This is a genomic window from Paenibacillus sp. FSL H3-0329, assembly GCF_037963285.1.
Taxonomy (GTDB): Bacteria; Bacillota; Bacilli; order Paenibacillales; family Paenibacillaceae; genus Paenibacillus_AQ; species Paenibacillus_AQ odorifer.
Window position 1 is genome coordinate 4,121,361 of record NZ_CP150150.1, and the last position, 24,057, is coordinate 4,145,417.

The following is a 24,057-nucleotide window of genomic DNA, read 5'->3' on the forward strand; positions in this document are numbered from 1 at the left end:
TTCACCTCTTCGCTTAGCGCTCTACAGTTTCCATAAGAAACGCTTCGATAATGTCGCCCTCTTGGACGTCATTATAGCGTTCCAAAGTTATGCCACATTCATAACCTTGCGCCACTTCTTTGGCATCATCTTTGAAACGTTTCAAAGTATCAACCTTACCTGTGAACACTACGATTCCGCTACGGATCAAGCGCATTTCAGCATTACGGGTAATTTTACCAGAAGTAACCATACATCCTGCAATGGTACCCACTTTGCTGATTTTGAACACGCTGCGAACTTCGGCGTGACCGATAACATTCTCTTTATAGATAGGATCGAGCATGCCTTTCATGGCACTTTCGATTTCTTCAATTACGTTGTAGATAATGTTGTGCAGACGAACATCTACTTTTTCTTGCTCAGCAGCTGCTTTGGTCTGTGCGTCTGGACGAACGTTAAAGCCGATAACGATAGCATTAGATGCTGCTGCAAGCGTAATATCGGATTCAGTAATCGCACCAGCACCGCTGTGAATGATCTTCACGCGTACGCCTTCTACTTCGATCTTAGCCAAGGAACCTTTAAGCGCCTCGACTGAACCTTGTACGTCAGCTTTGATAATCACGTTAAGGTCTTTGATCTCGCCATCTTTAATGTGCTGGAACAGATCATCCAAAGTTACACGGGTGTTCGTATTCAGCTCAGATTGACGTTGGGAAGTGGAACGTCTATCAGCAATCGCACGGGCTTTACGCTCGTCTTCGAATGCCATAAACGGATCGCCAGCTTGTGGCACCTCAGTCAAACCAGTAATTTCTACTGGAGTAGATGGTCCAGCTTCTTTAATCTTACGACCTTTATCATTGACCATCGCACGTACACGTCCGAAGCAGTTACCTGCTACAAAGGCATCGCCGACTTTCAACGTACCGTTCTGAACGAGTATACGAGCAACTGGTCCACGGGATTTATCAAGCTCAGCTTCTATAACAGTACCGCGTGCCCGTTTGTCAGGGTTCGCTTTGTACTCATTAACTTCAGCTACGAGCAGGATCATTTCCAGCAGTTCTTCCAAGTTAATACGTTGTTTCGCAGAGAGGTTAACGAAGATGGTATCTCCACCCCACTCTTCAGGAACAAGTTCATAACTTGTAAGCTCTTGCTTCACCTTGTCAGGATCTGCGCCCGGCTTGTCGATTTTATTAACAGCGACAATAATCGGAAGTCCAGCAGCCTTAGCGTGCGCAATAGCTTCAACGGTCTGAGGCATAACACCGTCATCAGCAGCAACTACGATAATTGTCATATCCGTAACCTGTGCACCACGAGCACGCATAGCAGTAAATGCTTCGTGACCAGGTGTATCAAGGAACGTGATTTTCTTTTGATTAATTTCGACTTGATAAGCACCGATGTGCTGAGTGATTCCGCCGGCTTCGCCTAGAGTCACATTTGTCGAACGAATAGCATCAAGCAGTGTAGTTTTACCATGGTCAACGTGACCCATAATAGTAACTACTGGAGGACGAGTCTGAAGATCCTCTTCATTGTCATTCTCTTCCACTGTTTCGAAGCTGTCCTCATCAACAGGAATCTTCACTTCTACTTCTACGCCAAATTCAGCAGCGAGTAGCAAAATGGTGTCGATATCAAGTTCTTGGTTGATGGTAGCCATAACACCCATTGAAATCAGCTTTTTGATTACTTCAGAAGCATCCTTGTGAAGCAATTTCGCTGTTTCACCAACGGTCATGCTGCCACGAACGATGATTTTCTTAGGTGTGTTATCGATCTTCTCGCGGTGTACCATTGGCTGGTTCTTGCCACGACCATTCTTACCACCACGACCGCGGTAGTTACCACCTTTACCATCATCAAAACGTCTTTGATTATTATTTGGTCTGCCACCAGTTGTGTTCTTTTTAGGACCTCTGTCATCACCGCGTGTGAAACCTCCGCCTGTGCCAGATTGACCTTGTGGACGGCTGTCAGTGCGTGGTGCACTGTTTTGTCCTTGCGGACGGCTGCCACTTGTGTTGCTTCCTTGTGGACGGCTTCCACCAGTGTTGCTGCCTTGTGGGCGGCTACCACCAGTATTGCTGCCTTGCGGACGGCTGCCACCGGTATTGCTACCTTGTGGACGGTTGCCGCCAGTATTACTGCCTTGCGGACGGCTGCCACCGGTATTGCTACCTTGTGGGCGATTGCCGCCGGTAGTGCTGCTTTGCGGGCGGCCGCTACTAGTACTGCTAGTACTGTTAGTACGTGGAGCACCGCTTTGTTGCGGACGTGCATTCTGCGTTGAACCTGTTTGTGTTCTGCGGGAATCTTGTCCGCTTTGGGGCCTTGGGGACGTCGTCGATTGGTTGTTGTTTTGGTTACTGTTCATACCTACCTGCTTTTCCTGTTGATTTTTGTTGGCATTCTGAGCACTTTGAGGTTCGGCTGTTACCGCACCGGTTGTTACCGGCCGGCTGCTGGTGCCGGTATCCCGCTTGGCTGCAGCGTTTGATTTGATATCCTTAAAGAACTGTTCAACTTTGTTCACGGATCCATTCTCCATGACACTCATATGATTATTCACGGGGACATTCAAACGCTTCAGAATAGTAATAATTTCTTTACTGCTCATGTTTAGTGACTTTGCGTATTCGTACACGCGCAATTTATCTTTGTTCTCTTCTTTAGTCAATAAATCCACCTCCGACAGTATCTCCGAGTTGCTTGGAGATCATTTCCGCGAATCCTTTATCCGTAATGGCCAGTACTACACGCTGGTCTTTACCAATACTTGCACCGAGTTCATCCCGGTGAAATGCGATTACTAGTGGAATATCGTAAGTTCCGCATTTATCACGGAACTTTTTTTGGGTATTATCTGAAGCGTCACCTGCCAGAACGACCAGCTTCGCCTCTGAAGACCGTACAGCTTTGAGTACAGCCTCGTCACCGGTGACTATCTTGCCTGCTCTCATGGCAAGCCCTAAATAAGAAAGCGCCTTACTCATTATCCTCACTATCCTTTGCTGCTAGAAACTGCTCTTCCACGGATGTAAACTCCCGGGCTAGCTGGGCGTAGATTTCAGGACTCACTTGACATTTCAATGCACGGTCAAGTGCTTTGTTCTTTTGTGCCAGCTGAAAGCATTCAAGCTTGCCGCATATGTAAGCACCACGGCCTGACTTCTTACCCGTCAGATCAATCAGCACTTCACCTTCAGGCGTTCTTACCACACGAATCAGCTCTTTTTTAGGCATCATCTCTTGGGTAGCAACGCATTTACGCAGCGGCACCTTTTTTTGTTTCATACCAAACGCCTCCCGTCAAGCAGGTTAATTAATCTATGGAGACGGAATCCTGATGCATTTCATCAATAGAAGATTTCGGTCTGCCGTATTCCTGCTCCGCTTGAGTTTCACTCTTGATATCAATTTTCCAGCCGGTAAGTTTAGCGGCAAGACGTGCATTTTGCCCTTTAATACCGATAGCCAGTGATAATTGATAGTCAGGAACGATAACTCTCGCCATCTTCTCCGCTTCAAAGACTTGAACTTCAAGAACCTTGGAAGGGCTTAGTGCATTCGCAACATATTCCTGCACCAGATCAGAATAACGGACGATATCGATCTTCTCACCGCGAAGCTCAGTAACGATGGTCTGAACGCGTGTGCCTCTTGGACCTACGCAAGAACCAACGGGATCTACTTCTGGATTGCGGGAATACACAGCAATCTTCGAGCGGAAGCCAGCTTCACGAGCTACAGAACGAATCTCAACTACACCGTCAAATATTTCAGGAACTTCAAGCTCGAACAGACGCTTCAGTAATCCAGGATGACTGCGGGAGAGCATAATCTGCGGACCTTTTGTTGTATTCTCAACTTTTGTGATATAAGCCTTGATGCGTTCGCTTTGTTTGAACTTTTCACCTGGCATCAATTCGCTAAGCGGAAGAACCGCTTCGATTTTACCAAGATCAATGTAAATGTTCCGCATATCTTGACGTTGAACTAGTCCAGTAACGATATCATCTTCTTTGTCGATAAAAGCATTATAGATAAGTCCACGCTCTGCTTCGCGAATCCGTTGAGTTACAACCTGCTTAGCAGTCTGTGCGGCAATACGTCCAAAATCACGTGGTGTCACTTCAAGCTCAGCGATATCTTCCAGCTGAAAATGCGGGTTAATTTCTCTGGCTGCCGGCAATGAGATTTCAGTCCTTGTATCCAGGACCTCCTCAACAATTAACTTGCGGGCAAACACTTTAATGACACCTGTATTGCGATTCATGTCAACACGCACGTTCTGTGCTGCATTGAAATTACGTTTATAACTAGAGATCAGCGCCGCTTCAATCGCTTCAAACAGCACATCTTTACTGATGCCTCTCTCCCTCTCCAGCTCATTCATTGCTTCAATAAACTCCATACTCATGAATTTCCGGCCCCCCTTTCAAGACGTTAAAAAATAATGGCCAATCTCGCACTTGCGACCTTGGCGTACGGTACTGCATGTTCTTTTTTGCCCGCGGAGATGAGCAGTTCCTCGTTCTCGAACGAGAGCAAACGACCTTCAAATTCTTTGAGTCCTTGAATCGGCTCATAAACAGTCACATACACGTCCTTACCTACCGCTTTAGCTACATCCGCAGCTTTTTTGAGAGGACGCTCTGCTCCCGGCGAGGAAACCTCAAGGAAATATGCCTCAGGAATAGGATCATTCTCATCTAACTTCTGACTGAAATATTCGCTAATGATCCCGCAGTCATCAATATCAATGCCGCCTTCTTTATCTACGAATATACGCAGAAACCAATTGGAGCCTTCCTTCACGTATTCAACGTCCACCAGTTCGAAACCATTGTCGTCGAGATAGGGCCCGAGCATCTGCTCTACCGTTTGTTTAATTTTAGATTTGGGTGTGCTCAAAAGAAAATTACCTCCACGAACTTGTCTTTTGCTATATACCAAAGATAAAGAGTGGGTTTCCCCACTCTTTACACAACGGACTTATCTCATTATTACCAAAGAAATTATACCATAGGGAAACTGGACTGACAAGTGCTAGCCCTTGACTCCCCCTTTGGAGCACTCTTTTCTAGCCATGAAATAAGTGTTGTTAAAGCCTTTAAAATAGGGAAAGTTGATTGCTTTCCGGTAAGCCGCGGAAGCAGCCCATGCCAGTCAGCAGCTCAATAACCGTCTTACTTGCCTTTGATTTCTGCTGGAAATCTTCAATAGACAGGAACTCTCCAGCATCTTTCGCAGCAGCTATGTTGATAGCAGCATTCTCACCAATTCCCGCTAATGCGGAAAACGGAGGAATCAAACTCTTGTCATCAACAATAAACTTATTCGCTTCTGAGCGGTAAAGATCAATGTTTTTGAATGTAAACCCACGTGCCGTCATCTCCAAAGCCATCTCAAGGACAGGCAACATAGCCTTTTCCTTAGGCAAAGCCTGAAATCCTTTTTGCTCGATTTCTACGATCTGACGGTTGATGGCTTCATACCCCTTACAGCACAATTCAATATCAAAATCTGCTGCACGTACAGAGAAATAAGTCGCATAATATTCAATAGGATGATACAGCTTGAAGTAGGCGGTACGTACTGCAGAAATTACGTATGCAGCAGCATGCGCCTTCGGGAACATGTATTGAATCTTCAGACAAGAATCAATATACCATTGTGGGACCTTGCACTTTTTCATTTCCTCGATCCATTCGTCAGACAAACCTTTACCTTTACGAACACTCTCGGTAATTTTAAAGGCCAAGCTCGCATCCATTCCCGCTTTATAAATTAAGAAGAGCATGATGTCATCACGACAACCGATAACGGTCTTAATGTTACACGTGTTATTCTTTATAAGCTCTTGAGCGTTACCAAGCCAAACTCCAGTACCATGAGACAAACCTGATATTTGCAGTAAGTCAGCAAAGCTGGACGGTTTCGACTCAATAAGCATTTGACGTACGAACTTGGTCCCCATTTCGGGCACACCATAGGTCGCAACCGGTGATCTGATTTCGTCAGGTCTCACTCCAAGTGCATCTGTAGAGTTAAACATGCTCATAACTTTCGGATCATTCATCGGGATAGAAGTTGGATCCACACCTGTCAAATCCTGAAGCATCCGCATCATCGTCGGATCATCATGACCCAGAATATCAAGCTTCAGCAAATTCGCGTCAAAGGCGTGATAATCAAAGTGCGTGGTCTTCCATTCAGCATTGACATCATCCGCCGGGAATTGTACTGGCGTAATATCTTCTACCTCCATATAGTCTGGAACAACGACTATACCACCCGGATGCTGTCCCGTACTACGTTTAACACCTGTACAGCCAGCCGCCAGACGGCCAACTTCAGCTCCACGCCAACGTTTCTGGTGAAGTTCTTCGTATTTTTTTGCAAATCCGAAGGCTGTCTTCTCAGCTACGGTACCAATCGTTCCGGCACGGAATACATTTTTCTCACCAAACATTTCTTTGGTAAAGTTATGTGCATTCGGCTGATATTCCCCTGAGAAGTTCAAGTCGATATCGGGAACTTTATCCCCTTTAAATCCAAGAAAGGTCTCGAACGGAATATCCTGGCCTTCACCTTTGAGCTTCTGACCGCAATCCGGACAGACTTTATCTGGTAAATCGAATCCGCTCCGCACACTACCGTCCAGGAACCATTCACTATGGCGACACTCGGGATCTAGGCAAATATAATGCGCAGGCAACGGATTAACTTCTGAAATCCCAAGAAATGTAGCGACTACAGAAGAACCTACGGAACCCCGCGAGCCTACGAGATACCCATCCTGATTTGATTTTTTTACGAGACGTTCAGAAATCAAATAGTTGGCAGAGAACCCGTATTTAATAATCGGTGCAAGCTCTTTCTCCAAACGGGCAATAACTACTTCAGGCAGCTCTTCACCGTAAATGGATTTGGCTGTATTGTAGCAGGTCTCGCGAATTTCTTCGTCCGCCCCGTCAATAATTGGTGTAAATAGCTTATCTGGAAATAGCTCCAGTTCTTCAAAACGCTCCGCCAGCTCAACTGTATTTGTGACAACGACTTCCATCGCTTTTTCAGCACCGAGAAATTCGAATTCAGACAGCATTTCATCTGTTGTGCGGAAGTGTGCATCCGGTTTGCGTTGGTCTTTAAGCGGACTAAAGCCTGTGATCCCATTAATCGTAATATCACGATACAGCTTGTCCCGGGGTTCAAGATAATGCACATTCCCCGTTGCGATAACAGGTTTATTTAACTGTTCCCCTATTTCGCAAACCTTGCGGACTACATCGCGAAGCTCATCAGGGCCTGCTACAAAACCCTTGTCCACCAAGTGCATGTACATGGTCAATGGCTGAATCTCCAGCACATCATAAAAATGAGCAACCTCCATGGCTTCCTCAGTCGTTTTGTTGAGTACTGCTTCAAAAAACTCTCCACGTTCACAACCGGAAATGACTAGCAGTCCATCTCTATGCTCTTCCAGCTTGGATTTTGGAATACAAGGTACACGTTTGAAATATTCCGTATGTGACATGGAAATGAGCTTATAGAGATTTTTTTTGCCTATTTGATTAAGTGCATAAATATTACAGTGGAACGGTCTTGTGTTCGAAAGATCATTACCCACATAATCGTTTAGCCGATCAAGGCGGGTCATGCCCTTCATCTTTTCAGCATCTGCGAGCAATCCTGTTAATATACCGCCGAGTGCTATGGTATCATCAATCGCACGGTGATGGCTCTCCAGAAGAACTTTATATTTATCGGCTAATGTGTTCAGCCTGTGATTCTTCATGCTTGGATATAGTAAGCGAGCGAGCTCAAGCGTATCAAGAGATGGATTCGGAAGATCAGGTTCACCTATTTTACGTAACGAGGCCTGAATAAAACCCATATCAAATCTGGCGTTATGAGCTACAAGGATACTGTCACCCACAAATTCAACAAACTTACGCAGTACTGGTTCAAGATCAGGAGCATCCTTAACCATTTCATCCGTAATATTGGTCAATTGCTGAATATGATAAGGGATTTTCTCATGCGGATTAACAAAAGTAGAATAACGGTCTACTTCTTTGCCTTCGCACATTTTAATGGCCGCCAGCTCCGTAATATTATTGCGGGTAATCGATAAACCCGTGGTTTCTATATCAAACACTACATAGGTAGCTGTCTTCAAGTCCAAAGGCTGAGCATTCTCGACAATATTCACAGAGTCATTCACAACATTAGCTTCCACACCATAAATCATTTTTATCTTATGCTTATGAGCTGCATGGTTTGCATCAGGAAAAGCCTGAACGCCACCATGATCAGAAATAGCAATCGCAGGATGACCCCACTGGGCAGCTGTTTTGACATAGGTAGTGATCGGAGTGACCGCATCCATCGTACTCATCGTAGTGTGAAGGTGGAATTCCACCCGTTTCTTAGGAGCAGTATCTTTACGTGCAGGCGGTGCCTTAACTTCCGTTAAATCCGAAGGGATCATCACGAGCTCAGGAATCTGCATAAAACGGTCATATTCTACTTTTCCGCGTGCTCTTACCCATTTGCCATTAGCTAGCTGACTCATAACCTTCAGATCATCTTTAGTCTTCGCGAACATCTTCATTTGTAGAGAATCCGTAAAATCGGTCAGACTGAAAGTGAACAAGGTACTGCCATTGCGAAGCTCCTTACGATCCAGACCAAAAATGGTACCCTGAATTGTAATTTTCTTCTCTTCATCTTGAATTTCAAGAATCGGCACAGCCTGTTCCTTAATTTCATACCCCACTTGAAGCTTAATTACTTCATTAGGATCGCTATCATCAGCAGGAGCTTCTGTTTCCACAGCAGTCATCATCTGCTCAACAATCTCGCGTTGTTCTTGCTGAAGCTTTTGCTGAAATTCTTCGAATGCTTCAACATTATTATTTTCGTTCTCCGCCATTAGTAATTTAACTTTTAAGGAGAGACCGAAATACTTATCATAAAATTTAATAATTGCTCCATCGATGCCTTTTTTGCGAGCCAGCTCCATCGAAGTGGAATCACTCATCGTTAACATTAAAGTATCCTCTTTAAGCTCCTGTGCGGAGCGGGTCAGCCAGCCGTTTACCGATGGAATCTCCCGATGCACCCACTCCAGAAACAGTCCCCAATATTCTTGGACAAGCTCCGCTCTACTAACCTTCTCATCATATAGGAACAAAAAGCTTACTTTAGCTATATGCTGTAGCTTCTCCCGCATTCTAAGGCTAAATGTCCGATATACCTGTGCTGGAACCAGACTTTCTTTCGTAATAACGATTTGCCAGTCCCGGTTGCCGCGACTGATCTCAACACGTTCTATATACCCGTCTAAAAAGTAGGGATCCATGATTGCAGGCGGAATTTCACCCTGCTTCATCAAGAGCTCGAACCTTTTTCTTCTCTCCTGGTTTTGTTCCATGCTTTCCTCCCACCTTTAATAACCCAGTTAAAACTATCCATGATATACAGTGAAAGTACAATATGATAAGAAGAAACGATGTTGTCGCCTTTTAAAGACGATAACTGTTTCTCGTAAAAATATAAGGATAATTTATAGCGAATTCCTATAAATTCTTATATTTTAAAAAGCTTCTGGTTTCAAAAAGCATTGGGTTCTTACGGCCCGCCGACTCCTCTCTCCAGAAGCTAAATTAAAATACTACAAGACTGTTGATCGGTGCCTAAAGATTAATATGCCTTTGCAAAAACCACAGTATGCTTGGCTGGTTGGCCACAGCAAATGCAGACTTGCTTAGTCTCCGCTGGATCAAAAGGAATATTGCGGCTACCCGCACCTGTCTCTTCCTTAACTTTGGACTCGCATTCTTCGGAACCACACCATCCAGCTAGAGCAAATCCACGTTTTTCATCCATCGAAGCCTTCATTTCCTCCAAGGAATCCACAGAATAGAAGTGGTCCTCGCGGAATTTCAGGGCACGTTCGAACATTTCGTTGTGAACCTGTTCAAGCATTGTTTGAACCTCTTCTACGAGGTTTTCCTGTTGAATAACCTTCTTCTCACCGGTGACACGTGAGACGAGAACGCAGACGCCATTCTCCATGTCGCGTGGTCCAAGCTCCAAACGTACTGGCACTCCACGCATTTCATATTCATTAAACTTCCAGCCTGGAGTAACATCTGAACGATCATCCACACGTACACGAACGCCAGCATTCTTCAATTCCTTGAACAGCTCGTCCGTCCGCCCAATCACAGCTTCGCGGGTCTTAGGAGGTCCGATAGGAATCATAATAACTTGCGTTGGAGCTACCTTAGGCGGCAGAACAAGACCGCGGTCATCTCCATGTACCATAATCAAGGAGCCAATCAAGCGAGTGGTTGAGCCCCATGAAGTAGTGTGTACATACTCCAAATTATTGTCACGGCTTAAATATTGAATCTCAAAAGCTGTGGCAAACTTGGTGCCGAGGTAATGTGAAGTAGCAGCCTGAACAGCGCGTCCATCCTTCATCATCGCTTCAATAGAATACGTATCTACCGCACCGGCAAAACGCTCGGAAGGTGTCTTTTGTCCAGTAATAACCGGAATGGCAAGATAGGTCTCGACAAAATCACGGTAGTTATCCAGCATCCGCATAGTTTCTTCACGAGCTTCCGCTTCATTCTCATGCGCGGTATGCCCTTCTTGCCAAAGAAACTCAGTCGTGCGGATAAATGGTAATGTACGTTTCTCCCAACGAACCACGTTCGCCCATTGATTGATAAGTACAGGAAGGTCACGATAAGATTGAATCCATTTAGAGTACATGTGGCCGAACATGGTCTCTGAAGTAGGACGAACTGCGAGACGTTCCTCAAGTACGTCACCACCCGCTTCTGTTACCCATGGCAGCTCTGGATTAAAGCCTTCAATATGATCCTTTTCCTTCTGAAAGAAACTCTCTGGAATGAACACTGGAAAATAAGCGTTTCGATGTCCAGTTTCCTTGAGGCGACGGTTCATTTCCTCCTGAATATGCTCCCATATTTCATAGCCTTCTGGCTTAAATACAATACAGCCACGAACAGGAGAGTAATCCATCAAGTCTCCTTTTTTAATAACATCAATATACCAGCGTGAGAAATCCTCGCTTTGCGGCGTGATTTCCGTAACGAATTGTTTATCTTTAGCCATGTAATGGAATGCCTCCCGAAGAAAATTAGCCGCTGATCAAACGTAAAATATCATTATACGTAACAGCAATCATTAATAAAAATAGCAGTGCAAAACCTACAAAGTGAACCATGCCTTCATGACCCGGATCCACAGGTTTGCCACGCAGTGCCTCAACACCTAGGAATGCCAGACGGCTTCCATCGAGTGCCGGAATCGGCAAGAGGTTAAATATCCCCAGATATAGACTCAAAATAGCGGCCCAGTATGTAAGATACTGAATACCTTGTTGAGCAATTTGACCGGTTACCTCAAACGTACGAACCGGACCTCCAATATCATCCATATTGAATTTATTGATCAATTGTTTAAAGCCCAAAAAGATAGCTTCTGTCGTATCGACCATAGCTTTTCCTGAACCTGTTATCGTCTCGCCAAAACCAGCTTTACGAGTAGGTAGCTCAGGAGTGATGCCTATTTTACCGCCTTCTTGTCCTTCCATACTACGAGGAACTAGCTTAACGTTAAGGGTTTCTTCTCCCCGTTGCAGCGTCCAGTTCATTTCTTTACCTTTGGACTCCGAGGTCAAGCTAATCATTTTTTTGTAATCAGCACCGATTTTCTCACCATTGATGGAGACAATGATATCGCCCTTTTTGAGTCCTGCTTCTTGCGCTGGCATTCCTTCGGAGACGTCGCCAATCTTAACAAAAGTAGGATTTTCAACTTGAATCCCGACCATTTGCAAATGAATGGCGAAGAGTACAAAGGCTAACAGAAAGTTCATCACAGGACCCGCAACGATAGCCAACGCACGCTGACCCACGGTCTTGCTGCCGAATTGACGATCTTTAGGTGCAATTTGTGTCTGTTGCGTCCCTTTAATCATCATCGCTTGCGGATGAACATCATAAGTAGTAACTTCTCCGTCCACATCTAAGGTAATCTGCAATTTATCTTCGAGATCGGTACTCAGCGCCTCACCACGGATAACATTTCTACGGGTGTCTAGTGCATCCAGATAAATGTTTTTAACTTTATTGTCTTGTCCGAGCCTTACCGCAATGGTCTGTCCAGAACCAATCTCGACAATCTCAGGATCTTCACCAGCCATGCGGGCATAACCGCCAAAAGGCAGTAAGCGAAGAGTGAACTGTGTCTCATTCCGTTTATAAGAAAACAGTTTCGGACCGAAACCGATAGCAAATTCCCTCACGAGAATACCGGCGCGTTTGGCAAAATAATAGTGACCCCATTCGTGTACAGTCACAAGTACAAAAAACATGAGCACCGTTAAAAAAACGACCTGAACCATTTCCAAACGTATCATCCCCCTTTAGGTGTAAGACCGAAGTATGTCCTCTTAATTTATCATTATTCTCCGATCAGGCACAAGAGAATCAACTGTCCCAACCTATTTTTAGGGCAAAGTAAGTATTTCCAGTCAAGCAATAACGCCATCAGTGTTCCTTAAGGAGACGGTACGCGTTTACGCGAGAAATATAAGGATAATGTATAAAGTGAAACTTATACTTTCTTATATTTTTAAAAGGAGATCTTTCTACGTTCTACAGCGTAGCTGCCAGCTCTCGAACACGTCTATCACAGGATTCAATTTGTTCCAGATTCGGATTATGCTCGTTATTATGACAATCTAGCACTTCTCCGATAATCTCCTCAATACGCAGGAACGAGATCTCATGACTTAAGAATCGAGCAACTGCTATTTCGTTCGCAGCGTTGAAAGCAGTAGTCGCCGTTCCACCAGCTTTTCCGCAATCTATCGCTAGCTTCAGTGCAGGGTAACGTTCAAAGTCCATTTCACGAAAGGTCAAACGTCCTATCTCAGCTAACGACAAACGCTGTGCCGGAGATTCCCAACGATCTGGATAAGTAAGTGCATATTGAATCGGGACACGCATATCGGGATTGCCAAGCTGGGCAATAATACTGCTGTCACGGAATTCAACATAAGAGTGAATGATGCTCTCCGGGTGCAGCAGCACATTCACTTGTTCATACGGAAGACCGAATAACCAATGCGCTTCAATAACCTCTAAGCCCTTGTTCACCATTGTAGCAGAATCTATCGTTATTTTCGCGCCCATGCTCCAATTCGGATGACGAAGCGCATCTTCTACCGTCACATCCTTAAGCTGATCACGCGTAAAGTCACGGAATGAGCCGCCGGATGCTGTTAAAGTGATGTAGGCAATATCTGAGATATTCTCGCCATTGAGACATTGATATATAGCTGAATGCTCACTATCAATCGGCAACAGCTTAACTCCCTTACGATTAGCAAGATCAGTGACCAAATGTCCGGCCGTTACTAATGTCTCCTTATTGGCGAGTCCAATATGTTTGCCGGCTTCAATTGCCGCTAGTGTTGATTGAAGCCCTACGCTTCCCATAACAGCCGTTACGACCATTTCGGCATCGCCGCCAGCCGCCACTTCAACAAGCCCTTCATTCCCGCTGTAAAGCTCTATACCAGAAGGTAGGCTGGATCTAATCTCATCTGCCAGCTCTTTCGTTGCCACAGAGACTCTACGCGGGTTAAAACGACGAACTTGTTCCAGTAATAATGCTGTATTTGTTCCGGCCGCCAAGCCATCTACTTCAAAAGAGTCTGGGTGCATTGCGATGACATCTAGAGTCTGAGTGCCGATCGAACCCGTCGAACCTAGAACACTTATTTTTTTCATAGTTATACTCTCTCTCCCTTCGTTTAATAGTAAGGCATAAGCATTACAATATGTACGAATGGAAATACGATAATCCAGCTGTCACATCGATCAAGAATACCGCCATGCCCTGGCAAAAGTGTACCTGAGTCTTTAATGCCATACGCACGTTTATAAGCTGACTGCACAAGATCTCCAAGCTGTCCTAATATCGCACAAGAAAGCCCAATAAGCAATGCTCGTCCTATCGCCAAGTGTTCAGGAGCAAGCAGCGCAAACACGATAGAAATAAGCATCGAGATCAGTACCCCGCCAACAGCACCTTCCACCGTTTTGTTAGGACTGATGGCCGGCCAGAGCTTGTTCTTGCCAAAGCTTCTGCCTACAAAATATGCTCCCGCATCACTGCCCCAAATGCAGAACAGGAGCAAAAAAGTCCAGAACAAACCATGTCCGTCATCCGATGCACGAGCCACGGCCATATAAGAGAAGCCCATTCCAATGTATACTATACCAGTAAACAGCAAGGCTGTTACTCGAATATCTAATTTATTTTTAGTAAAAACGGTGACCAGAAGGAACAATAACAGCAGAATCCAAATCCCTTGCTCCCAGGACAACGGCGCAGTAACACCAAGCAAATTCCATGGGATCATGAAGCTTAGAATAGCTGCGTAACCCAGAACAGTAGTACCGGAAAGCGTAGGAATACCTATCATTTTGACAAATTCATAAAAACCTATAAGAGCCATAGCAATAAGCAGAACCTGATACGGCCAGTTTCCCAGTACACATAACCCTAAAAATAATACTCCGGCAACAATTCCGGTAATCAATCGCTGCTTCAAAGGTTCCATCTCCTAACAAGCTACTTCAGTCCACCATAACGGCGTGTTCGTCGTTGATATTCAGCAACGGCCTGATGCAAATGCTCTTTGTCGAACTCAGGCCAGTACACATCAGTAAACCACAATTCACTATAGGCAATCTGCCATAACATAAAATTGCTAAGCCGAATTTCTCCACTTGTTCGTATCAACAAATCAGGATCGGGTAAACCAGCAGTTAATAGTCTGTTGTTAATCAACTCTGATGTAATTTCTTCTGGCGACAATATACCAGCTTGGATATCTTTCCCTAAACTGCGCATACAGCCTTCTATTTCATTGCGTCCACCATAGTTAAGAGCAAAATTTAAGATCAATCCAGTATTCTCTTTTGTTCGAGCTACCGCCTCTTCCATAGCCTTACGGGTATATGAAGGTAAAGCGTCAGCGTCACCCATCATGCGTACTTGAACATTCTTCTCGATTAGCTCATCAAGCTCAATCGCCAGAAACTCCCCAGGCAAACGCATCAAGTAATCGACTTCTTCTTTCGGGCGTATCCAGTTTTCTGTCGAGAACGCATACATCGTTAAGTATTTAATACCTAATTCGTCTGCAGCGATCGTAGCACGTTTGACAGCCTTCATGCCGTTCTGATGACCCATAACGCGCGGTAAGCCGCGCCGTTTAGCCCAGCGTCCATTACCATCCATAATCACAGCCACATGCCGGGGAATGTTATCCGGTGAAATCTCGACTGACTGTTGCCTGTCTTTACGGCTCAGCCACGCTTGAATCCGTTTGATCATTTCCGTTTCCTCCAAGCTCTTATCAGAAAGAGACAAACCCCACCATTAACGGAGGGGCCTTAAGTCTCTTGAATATCATTAAACTTCCATAATCTCTTTTTCTTTGGAGACAAGCACTTTGTCAACTTCGGCTATGAACTTATCCGTTGTTTTTTGAATGTCTTCCTGATGGCCACGGGACTCATCTTCAGAGATACCGTTTTTCTCCATCTTTTTAATATCATCGTTGGCATCACGGCGAATGTTGCGGATCGCTACTTTCGCTTCTTCACCAAACTTCTTAGTCAGCTTAACCAAGTCCGTCCGACGCTCTTCAGTCAGCGGAGGGATAGAAAGACGAATAATGGTGCCGTCATTGGCTGGCGTCAATCCGATATCGGATTTCATGATCGCCCGTTCAATATCAGACATCGATGTTTTGTCCCACGGCTGAATCAACAGTGTCCGGGAATCCGGAGTACTTATGTTGGCCAGCTGATTAATTGGAGTAGGTGCTCCGTAATATTCAACTTGAATACGATCGAGAAGCGATGTTGTTGCACGTCCTGCACGTAATGTTGCCAAGTCACGTTTCAGCGATGAAATCGCTTTGTCCATACGCTCTTCAGCATTTTTTTTGACCGATTGTGGCATTAATCTACACTCCCTTTAACAATCGTTCCGATCTTCTCACCGAGAACGACACGTTTGATATTGCCTTGTTCTGTAATGGCGAATACAATGAGCGGTATATTGTTATCCATGCATAAAGATGAAGCTGTTGAATCCATAACACCGAGGTTTTTATTCAGAACATCCATATAAGTAAGCTGTTCGAATTTCTCAGCTGTACTATCTTTGAACGGATCAGCAGAATATACTCCGTCAACCTTATTTTTCGCCATCAGAATAACTTCTGCTTCGATCTCTGCCGCTCTAAGTGCTGCAGTAGTATCTGTTGAGAAGAATGGGTTACCTGTGCCTGCTGCAAAAATAACAACCCGGCCCTTCTCCAAGTGGCGAATCGCACGACGACGAATATATGGTTCAGCAATTTGCTGCATCGAGATCGAAGTCTGCACTCTTGTTGGCACATCAATTTGCTCTAATGCGTCCTGAAGAGCAAGTGAGTTCATTACTGTTGCCAGCATGCCCATATAATCTGCAGTAGCGCGATCTATGCCGCTTGCGCTGCCCGCGATCCCGCGCCAAATGTTACCCCCGCCACAAACAATTGCAACCTGAACGCCAAGTTCTACAACTTCCTTGATCTGTTCAGCGATGGAAATAATCATGTCGGCATCAATACCATATCCGTTTTGTCCTGCCAAAGACTCTCCACTTACCTTAAGGACTACTCTCTTAAATACCGGCTGTTCCAAATGTATACCCTCACTTTCTGCAAAAGACGGAACACTACGTGTACGTGTTCCGCTCTTCTGATGCTTGCCTTTATTCAATTCTTCATATTTATGATGAAGCTATTATTGATTAACTTGTGCCATAACTTCTTCAACAAAGTTATCCACTTTCTTTTCCAAACCTTCGCCTAGTTCAAAACGAGCAAAACGACGGATCGAGATGTTTTCTCCGATTGTGCTGATTTTTTCATTCAACAATTGGGAGATTGTTTTGTCTGGGTCTTTAACGAAAGTTTGCTCAAGCAAGCAATATTCTTCGTAATATTTACCAATACGTCCTTCAACCATTTTTTCAATGATTTTCTCAGGCTTACCTTCGTTCAAAGCTTGAGCTTTCAGGATTTCTTTTTCTTTTTCAACATCTTCTTGTGGCACTTCTTCACGACGAACATAACGAGGGTTTGCTGCAGCGATTTGCATAGCGATATCGCGAGCAAATTCCTTGAAGGAATCTGTTTTACCAACAAAGTCAGTTTCGCAGTTGATTTCTACAAGTACACCAATGCGGCCGCCAGCGTGGATGTAAGATTCTACAACGCCTTCAGTAGCAATACGTCCTGCTTTGTTTGCTGCTGCGGACAGACCTTTTTCACGAAGCAATTCTGCTGCTTTAGTAATATCGTTATTAGCTTCTTCAAGCGCTTTTTTACAATCAAGCATACCAGCGCCTGTTCTTTCACGAAGTTCTTTTACTGCTTTTGCATCAACTGCCATTGTTTATTCCCTCCAGGTAATTGTCGTTTTCTTACATTATTCAAGGCCTTTATCCTAAAAAAAGGGCAGTGAGAGGTTATCCACCTGCCAACCACCCTTTTCATTTAAGTTCTTGTATGTGCTAGTCGCTACTTAAGCAGTAGTTGTGTCTTCGCCTTGGTGAGCTTCAACAACAGCGTCTGCCATTTTACCAGTCAACAATTTAACAGCGCGGATAGCGTCGTCGTTACCTGGAATTACGTAGTCGATTTCGTCTGGATCACAGTTAGTATCAACGATAGCTACGATTGGAATACCCAATTTGCGAGCTTCTGCAACTGCAATACGCTCTTTACGCGGGTCAATGATGAACAACGCGCTTGGAAGACCTTTCATGTTCTTGATACCGCCCAAGAATTTTTCAAGACGATCTTTCTCTTTGCGAAGAAGGATAACTTCTTTCTTAGGTAGTACTTCAAAAGTACCGTCTTCTTCCCAAGATTCCAATTTCTTCAAGCGATCAATACGCTTTTGGATAGTTTGGAAGTTAGTAAGCGTTCCGCCCAACCAACGTTGGTTAATGAAGAACATACCGGAACGTTCTGCTTCTTCTTTTACGGAATCTTGAGCTTGTTTCTTTGTTCCTACGAATAGGATTGTGCCGTTGTCACCAGCGACGCTTTTCACAAAGTTGTAAGCTTCCTCTACCTTTTTGACTGTTTTTTGCAAGTCAATAATGTAAATTCCGTTTCTTTCAGTGAAGATATAACGATCCATCTTTGGGTTCCAACGACGAGTCTGGTGACCGAAGTGTACCCCAGCTTCTAGAAGCTGTTTCATGGAGATTACTGCCATCTTCACACACCTCCTAAGTTTGGTTTATTGTGTGTCTCCTCCGCCATGCGTCATCTTTCAGCAAGACTTTCTTCAGAAGAAAGCACCCCTTGTCGAAATCAACCGGCGTGTGTTTTAACACCGTCAATTACTATACCATATTATCTCAGTGTATGCAACGATCACTTTAAAGTTATTAATTTCTCTATTATAGAGTCAATACTCTCTCCCTTATTAAAGCTATAAGAACCGGATTGAATTTTCGTATTAATCTTTCGTTTGTTTGCAGCCTCTAGAAAAGTAGACTTATCCTTAATGACTCCAGCCTTTGCCAAAATATCTGTTGTTGCTGTCAATGTGCTTCCAGATGGAATTCGAACGGAAACACTAGCATTTGCTGTGACTTTAGGCGTTACAGGAGCTACAGCGGTTGGAGCGGCACTGGCCTTTGGAGTGACCTGTGGCTGCTCAACCTTGCCGTCAGTAGGCGTAGATGGCTTCTTCGGCGCAACGGCTTTATCAGAGCTCTCAGGTACTGTAGGTGACACTACCGGAGTGGGGGAGGCTGCAGCAGCCGGCGCAGAGGGGCTGACGTTCTCCTTGCTTACTACTGTCGATCCCTCAGTCTCTGTGATTTCCTCTTTATTATCATTCTCAGCTTCCCCCGAGGCAGATTCTGCAGCTTCATCGATGACTTTCATATTCAATTTTTCAGCACCCTGTAGAACTTGTTCTTTGGTAAGTGGAGCCGCTCCACCGGAGATCATTAACTGAAGTAATAAAGCGCCAGTAATTAGTCCTGTGCCTAGTCCGAACAAGAATGAACGGTTCTTAATCATACCGATTCCTCCTGTTTGGCAAGTTGCAGAATCAGTTGCACTTCCCCTCGCTGAAGTCCAGCCGTCTTGGCAATGGAGTCTATCGATTTGCCCTGCTCATGCAGTTCAAACAATCTTGGGTAACGTAATTTTATCGAACTAATAGGTTTCGCTTTCACATCTGGCGACACTGAACTCATCTCTGCTGGCAGAGACGTATCTTCGTTAACACCAACTTTAACCTTCGAACCTTGTTCAACCGTCACTGCAAGTTCTTTCAAACCCTTCTCTTCCTCGGCCACTCGTGCTTCTAGCTTTAAAGAGCTGTTCTGCAACTCTACCACTTGACTCTGTAATTCATTAACCTGTCCCTGCAGTAAATTATGATTAGTTTGCGATTGTTGTTTAATACTACTAACTAATTGTACCAGTTCCTCATTCTCGCGCTCTATGTCTGCCATATATAGCTCAAGCGCAGCCTCTGTTTCCTTGAGGCTTTGCTGATTAGCTTTTCCTTCCTTTACACGTGCGGGAAGTAAAAGGGCATAAAGAATAGCGGCGACACCTACTAGCACAATATAAACCCATGGTTGCAAGTGCCTTATCTCCTTTTGCATTTCAGATGTAGATTCATGTGGATTCTTATTAAAGACTTAGATCAATGCGTTGGCCTTTGTAAGGATGCTCGGCATCACGGGTTGCAGGCGAGTTCGAGTGTTTATCTGAAGAAGAATTTCCACCTGAATGTGGATTGCCTTTTCCACCGCCATCCCGTAAAGCTGATTCAGAAGACTCATCCACTTCAGTGCTCCGCATGGCCAATTCCTGACTTTGTTTTACATTTTGCCCAGCCAATTGATGTTGGTCGATAGCAGGACGTTGCTGAGATTCATTCTGAAGCTTGCCCGCCTCCGTGGTGCGAGGCAAAGCAATTTGCAGTTCCACCGGTTTTAGGCTCATCTTAACCCTTCTCTCACAAGTAATGGCCGGCCGCAAATGCTGCCCGCCCGATTAATTGTACGGCGTTAAAGATATATCCCCATCACTGTAAATAAACACAACCCGCTCCGTAGCATCCTTAACAAATCGGGTATATCTGCCGATCATGATCTTTGAACCGCCATAAATGGTTTTGATAACCTCAACTCTCGCTCTACCTGTATCTTCTAACATTCTTTCTATCTCTAGCACTCGTTCTTTAATTCTTTTTTCTTCACGTTGATGGGATTGTTTAGTAGCATTTAATTTGACGCGAAGCGCCACTTTATCCGCAGGGAGCTGACCGTTAGTAGCCAATTGATTTAATAGATACAAAGCTTTAGAGGTTTTATCCTCGTTCTCCAGCAGCTGCCGCAGCTCTTGACGAAGTTCGTTAATCTCATTTCTAAGCTCTGGAACCACGCCTACCTCAATCACAGTCGCAGTGGACATGGTGTTACCTATAGTTCTTGCTACAACTCTTTCTCCAGACTGAACGATTCCACCCACTATCAAACCTTTAGAGCCGTTACAGATAACATCTCTACCAGCACGTATATTGGAGTGCATAATACTCTGAGAAACAATTACATCTTCCCCAGCGGTTACGTTTCCATCTTGAATGAAAGAAACCTTCACACTTTTTCCAGCGGTAACTTGACCTTTGTTATATCCGATAATTCCACCAGTAATTTCAATGGAGCCCCCAGAGATTAACTCTGCACCTTCAACGCCGCCTACAACCCGAATATCACCGGCAGACTTTACCGTAAAGCCTGAAAGGACATTCCCACGTATGACGACTGTACCTACAAAATCAATATTTCCAGTGCCGTAATCGACATCACCATTCACTTCATATACAGGAAACACATTGATTTTCCCGTTATCAGTTAACGTGACCAGTCCATCAATCGCTGCGTACATCGAAGTGCCATCGTTATCAATGAGTACATTTTTCCCGATTTTAAAATGAGCTTCCTTTCCAGCCTTGAAAGCAAGCTCATCACCAGTTACAGTCATCCCTAGCTTTCCAGGCTGGGCAGGGATAATTTTAGCTATTAACTTTCCTTTAAGCACATTACGAAGCCGGACCAAGTCCTTGTAGTCGACCTTACCATCCGCTTTCTCAAGCGGTTTGCGGTCCTCTTCCAGATCAACTGTAAGCATAACTCGTCCATCCGTGCCATGCACAGCAGGATAACCTGCAGCAATCGGAACTTTACTCCAAAAAAACTCCTCAGGATGACTACTAATACGTTCGACAACATCACTCTTGATACCGTAGCGAATATTGTGACTGTGCAGGAAGGCTTCCAGTTCTGTAGATGAGCAGGAAAAATTCTCATCCTTTTTGGAGAACTGCAAATACGCGATTCCTTTGTCCTCCGAAAAAGTTATACTCAAGTACTGATTCAAAGCATATTGACCGATCAAATTTTGCTCCCCCTTGTCACCGCTAACGGTTAATCGTTCTGCATAAGGAGATCACGGTTCTTCTCGAGCGTTCCCCTCAGCCGCAAAATAGCTTTGGAATGCAACTGCGAAATTCTTGAAGGAGATAACGACATGACCTCAGCAATCTCACTTAAAGATAAATCTTCATAATATAAAAGGGACACAACGGTCCTTTCTTTCACCGTTAATTTCTCAATACCTTTGGTGAGCGCTTCGCGCAAGTAGAATTCATTTACCTTGCTATCCGGATTCTTAGCTTTATCGTCCACCAGTATGGACATTCGGGTCTCTGATTCCTCTTCACGAATCGGGTCTTCCAGTGAGCAAAGTGACATCACAGCCACATCCTGCAACATATTTTGAAATTCCAGTTCACTAATATTAAGGTATTGGCTCATTTCCTCGTCACTAACTGACCTTAAGTGCTTCTGCTCCAGCTGCTGATAAGCGTCCTCAATTTTTTTAGCTTTTTCCCTAACGGATCTAGGTACCCAATCACTTTGGCGTAATGAATCTAATATCGCACCACGCACACGCCAGGACGCATAGGTCTGAAATTGCAATCCTCGTTTGTAGTCGAATTTCTCAATCGCATCAATTAGTCCCATAACCCCATTGCTGGCTAAATCATCTTTGGATACATTTTTGGGTAATCCCACAGCCAAACGACTGGATACATAATCAACAATATGGAGATAACTCTCTATCAGCTTCTTTTTGGCTTCAGGGTCTCTGTGTTCTTTCCACTGTTCCCATAGCTCGTCAGTTTCCAATTGAGAAGCTTTACGCTCGTTCAATAGCTTTCACCCTTCCCAAAGTTTAGTCAGCGAGCATTCGCGGCGAAATGTACCTTCCAATAAGATCACCGATTCCGCCTCAGCCCTCACTTATTCTTCTTTCAGGTGACGAACGGCCTTGGCCAATTCTTCAGGATCCTTCATCGAAACTAGCTTAGGAGGTGTAAGAGGCTTAAATCCCTCGCTATTTTCGTTTCCTTGTCCTGGCTTCGGTTTTAGTAGATTGATTAATTCTTCATCCTCATTAGGGGTGCTGATGTCCAGCTTCGCCCCAAGTTCTTCACCGCCAGTGTCCACTTCATCCGGAGGCGATGTTTGAATCATAATAAAACCCAATACCCATCTTAAGAGAAAAGCAAGCAGAAACCAGATGATAAATGCAATTAGGCTTCTTAATAAACTAGTACCCAATACATTGTTACTGTAGGTTACAAAAAAGGTAAATATGAAACCTACCAAACCCGACACCAAGTTTATCAAAATGTTTCCAATCATATTCATAATTATAGTTCCTTAGCGCCTTTTTGCACACTGCGAATAAACAATATACCAGTGTTGCAGGCTATTTCTATCGTACGGCCATAATTGCCGCCTGTGTCTTCTGCGATTAACGGAATTTTTAAATTTTCAAGTGCTAGTTTACAAGATTCAACATTACGAGGCCCGATCCTCATGGTGTCGCTCCCCCCGGCAAAGGCAAACATTTGTGAACCTCCGGCCATCTTGGCTACGATCCGGCTCCGAACCGCCCCAAGCTCTAGCAGACGGGATAAGAGCTCCGGCACTGCGGTATCTGCAAACTTAGCGATGTTTAACTGCCCTTCCCTAGCAATCTCAGATGATGGGAGCATCACATGCGCCATCCCTGCGAGCTTTTTTCCAGGGTCAAACAATGTTAATCCCACGCAGGAGCCAAGACCTGTGGTACGAATTAAACTATCTTGGCTGCCAACGTTAAGATCCGCCATCCCTACTTTAATAATGCTTTGTTCTTCAATCATTTTCAAAAGGAACTCCTAGCGATTTGAAGATTTTCGGGAATGATTCCGGATCGGGAATAAGGAAAAATTGCCCTTCAATTTCGTTTTTCCCCTCAAAGAAGGTAGTGTCGATCAACAATGCATCGTCCCCCATCTGCCCGAATTGCAGCAGACCGTAGCTAAGGATGGCGCCAGCCATGTCCATAGCAAGGGCCGGAACCGTTGGATACATAGAAAGTGAGGTGAAGTCTGCTAGAGAAGAAAGATACGAACCTGCCAAAATATTGCCAATTTCGCTTAGCGCAGAAAGTTCCATTTCTCCAAGCTCTTCATCACTCGACAGCTCAATGCCTGCAATACGACTAAGCAAGTTCATTGCCGCTTCTGGTGACAGAATGAAAAACAGGTTACCTGGAGCTTCACCCTCCACACGTAGAAACACCGCATATACTAGTTCTTCGGCTCCGCCAACTTTATCAGTAATTTCTTCAAAGTTAAGGAGCTGTACCTTAGGAACAGCCATATCTATCGGCTTGTTCAAGAGCTGTGATAATGCGGTGGCTGCATTTCCAGCTCCAATGTTCCCAACTTCCTTAAGCACATCCATTTTGAAATCCTTATAGTGCTTAAATAGTTCCAC

At 44.6% G+C, this 24,057-nt stretch carries 23 protein-coding genes; all 23 read right to left on the minus strand.

Annotated elements, in window-relative coordinates:
- Positions 1-13: 13 nt before the first annotated feature.
- On the minus strand, positions 14-2,674 hold the full coding sequence (gene infB / locus NSQ66_RS18115) for a translation initiation factor IF-2 (RefSeq protein ID WP_076140995.1): 2,661 nt from the start codon (positions 2,672-2,674) through the stop codon (positions 14-16).
- Positions 2,667-2,990, minus strand: a complete 324-nt coding sequence (locus NSQ66_RS18120; RefSeq protein ID WP_036688466.1) for a YlxQ family RNA-binding protein — start codon at positions 2,988-2,990, stop codon at positions 2,667-2,669. Before NSQ66_RS18120 ends, infB begins: the two co-directional genes overlap by 8 nt.
- Complete coding sequence (locus NSQ66_RS18125; protein WP_036688467.1) at positions 2,983-3,291, minus strand: YlxR family protein; 309 nt, start codon at positions 3,289-3,291, stop codon at positions 2,983-2,985. Before NSQ66_RS18125 ends, NSQ66_RS18120 begins: the two co-directional genes overlap by 8 nt.
- A 28-nt stretch (positions 3,292-3,319) precedes the next feature.
- Positions 3,320-4,417, minus strand: a complete 1,098-nt coding sequence (gene nusA / locus NSQ66_RS18130; protein ID WP_036688470.1) for a transcription termination factor NusA — start codon at positions 4,415-4,417, stop codon at positions 3,320-3,322.
- Between the two features lie 26 nt (positions 4,418-4,443).
- Complete coding sequence (gene rimP, locus NSQ66_RS18135; protein WP_036688473.1) at positions 4,444-4,911, minus strand: ribosome maturation factor RimP; 468 nt, start codon at positions 4,909-4,911, stop codon at positions 4,444-4,446.
- Positions 4,912-5,110: 199 nt separating this feature from the next.
- A complete protein-coding gene (locus tag NSQ66_RS18140) occupies positions 5,111-9,439 on the minus strand; it encodes a PolC-type DNA polymerase III (protein ID WP_076140996.1) in 4,329 nt (1,442 codons plus the stop codon).
- Between the two features lie 269 nt (positions 9,440-9,708).
- Positions 9,709-11,157, minus strand: a complete 1,449-nt coding sequence (gene proS, locus NSQ66_RS18145; protein ID WP_036688477.1) for a proline--tRNA ligase — start codon at positions 11,155-11,157, stop codon at positions 9,709-9,711.
- A gap of 25 nt (positions 11,158-11,182) precedes the next feature.
- On the minus strand, positions 11,183-12,457 hold the full coding sequence (rseP, locus tag NSQ66_RS18150; RefSeq protein ID WP_076140997.1) for an RIP metalloprotease RseP: 1,275 nt from the start codon (positions 12,455-12,457) through the stop codon (positions 11,183-11,185).
- A gap of 247 nt (positions 12,458-12,704) precedes the next feature.
- Positions 12,705-13,844 carry a 1-deoxy-D-xylulose-5-phosphate reductoisomerase gene (locus tag NSQ66_RS18155; protein ID WP_036688483.1) on the minus strand — a complete coding sequence of 380 codons (1,140 nt, stop codon included), beginning with the start codon at positions 13,842-13,844 and terminating at the stop codon, positions 12,705-12,707.
- A 23-nt stretch (positions 13,845-13,867) separates the two neighbouring features.
- The gene (locus tag NSQ66_RS18160; RefSeq protein WP_036688486.1) at positions 13,868-14,671 is read right to left on the minus strand and encodes a phosphatidate cytidylyltransferase; all 804 of its coding nucleotides are present in this window, start codon (positions 14,669-14,671) and stop codon (positions 13,868-13,870) included.
- Between the two features lie 20 nt (positions 14,672-14,691).
- Positions 14,692-15,459 (minus strand): isoprenyl transferase, encoded by a 768-nt coding sequence (locus NSQ66_RS18165; RefSeq protein WP_036688488.1) that lies wholly within the window; start codon positions 15,457-15,459, stop codon positions 14,692-14,694.
- 78 nt (positions 15,460-15,537) lie between these two features.
- On the minus strand, positions 15,538-16,092 hold the full coding sequence (gene frr, locus NSQ66_RS18170) for a ribosome recycling factor (protein ID WP_036688489.1): 555 nt from the start codon (positions 16,090-16,092) through the stop codon (positions 15,538-15,540).
- On the minus strand, positions 16,092-16,820 hold the full coding sequence (pyrH, locus tag NSQ66_RS18175; RefSeq protein ID WP_036688491.1) for a UMP kinase: 729 nt from the start codon (positions 16,818-16,820) through the stop codon (positions 16,092-16,094). The genes frr and pyrH overlap by 1 nt, the downstream gene beginning before the upstream one ends.
- A 102-nt stretch (positions 16,821-16,922) precedes the next feature.
- Positions 16,923-17,573: a translation elongation factor Ts gene (gene tsf / locus NSQ66_RS18180; RefSeq protein ID WP_036688492.1), complete on the minus strand. Its 651-nt coding sequence runs from the start codon at positions 17,571-17,573 to the stop codon at positions 16,923-16,925.
- A 132-nt stretch (positions 17,574-17,705) separates the two neighbouring features.
- A complete protein-coding gene (gene rpsB / locus NSQ66_RS18185; protein WP_036688493.1) occupies positions 17,706-18,407 on the minus strand; it encodes a 30S ribosomal protein S2 in 702 nt (233 codons plus the stop codon).
- Positions 18,408-18,568: 161 nt separating this feature from the next.
- The gene (locus tag NSQ66_RS18190) at positions 18,569-19,225 is read right to left on the minus strand and encodes an endolytic transglycosylase MltG (protein ID WP_036688494.1); all 657 of its coding nucleotides are present in this window, start codon (positions 19,223-19,225) and stop codon (positions 18,569-18,571) included.
- Complete coding sequence (locus NSQ66_RS18195) at positions 19,222-19,800, minus strand: hypothetical protein (protein ID WP_038571941.1); 579 nt, start codon at positions 19,798-19,800, stop codon at positions 19,222-19,224. The genes NSQ66_RS18190 and NSQ66_RS18195 overlap by 4 nt, the downstream gene beginning before the upstream one ends.
- A gap of 49 nt (positions 19,801-19,849) precedes the next feature.
- Positions 19,850-20,164 (minus strand): hypothetical protein, encoded by a 315-nt coding sequence (locus NSQ66_RS18200; RefSeq protein WP_036688496.1) that lies wholly within the window; start codon positions 20,162-20,164, stop codon positions 19,850-19,852.
- A 51-nt stretch (positions 20,165-20,215) separates the two neighbouring features.
- On the minus strand, positions 20,216-21,619 hold the full coding sequence (locus NSQ66_RS18205) for a FapA family protein (RefSeq protein WP_036688497.1): 1,404 nt from the start codon (positions 21,617-21,619) through the stop codon (positions 20,216-20,218).
- A gap of 29 nt (positions 21,620-21,648) precedes the next feature.
- On the minus strand, positions 21,649-22,437 hold the full coding sequence (locus tag NSQ66_RS18210; protein ID WP_036688498.1) for a FliA/WhiG family RNA polymerase sigma factor: 789 nt from the start codon (positions 22,435-22,437) through the stop codon (positions 21,649-21,651).
- A gap of 90 nt (positions 22,438-22,527) precedes the next feature.
- A complete protein-coding gene (locus tag NSQ66_RS18215; RefSeq protein WP_339279333.1) occupies positions 22,528-22,761 on the minus strand; it encodes a hypothetical protein in 234 nt (77 codons plus the stop codon).
- 179 nt (positions 22,762-22,940) lie between these two features.
- On the minus strand, positions 22,941-23,438 hold the full coding sequence (locus NSQ66_RS18220) for a chemotaxis protein CheD (RefSeq protein WP_036688499.1): 498 nt from the start codon (positions 23,436-23,438) through the stop codon (positions 22,941-22,943).
- Entirely contained in the window at positions 23,431-24,057 is a 627-nt protein-coding gene (locus tag NSQ66_RS18225; protein WP_036688500.1) for a chemotaxis protein CheC, read from the minus strand. Before NSQ66_RS18225 ends, NSQ66_RS18220 begins: the two co-directional genes overlap by 8 nt.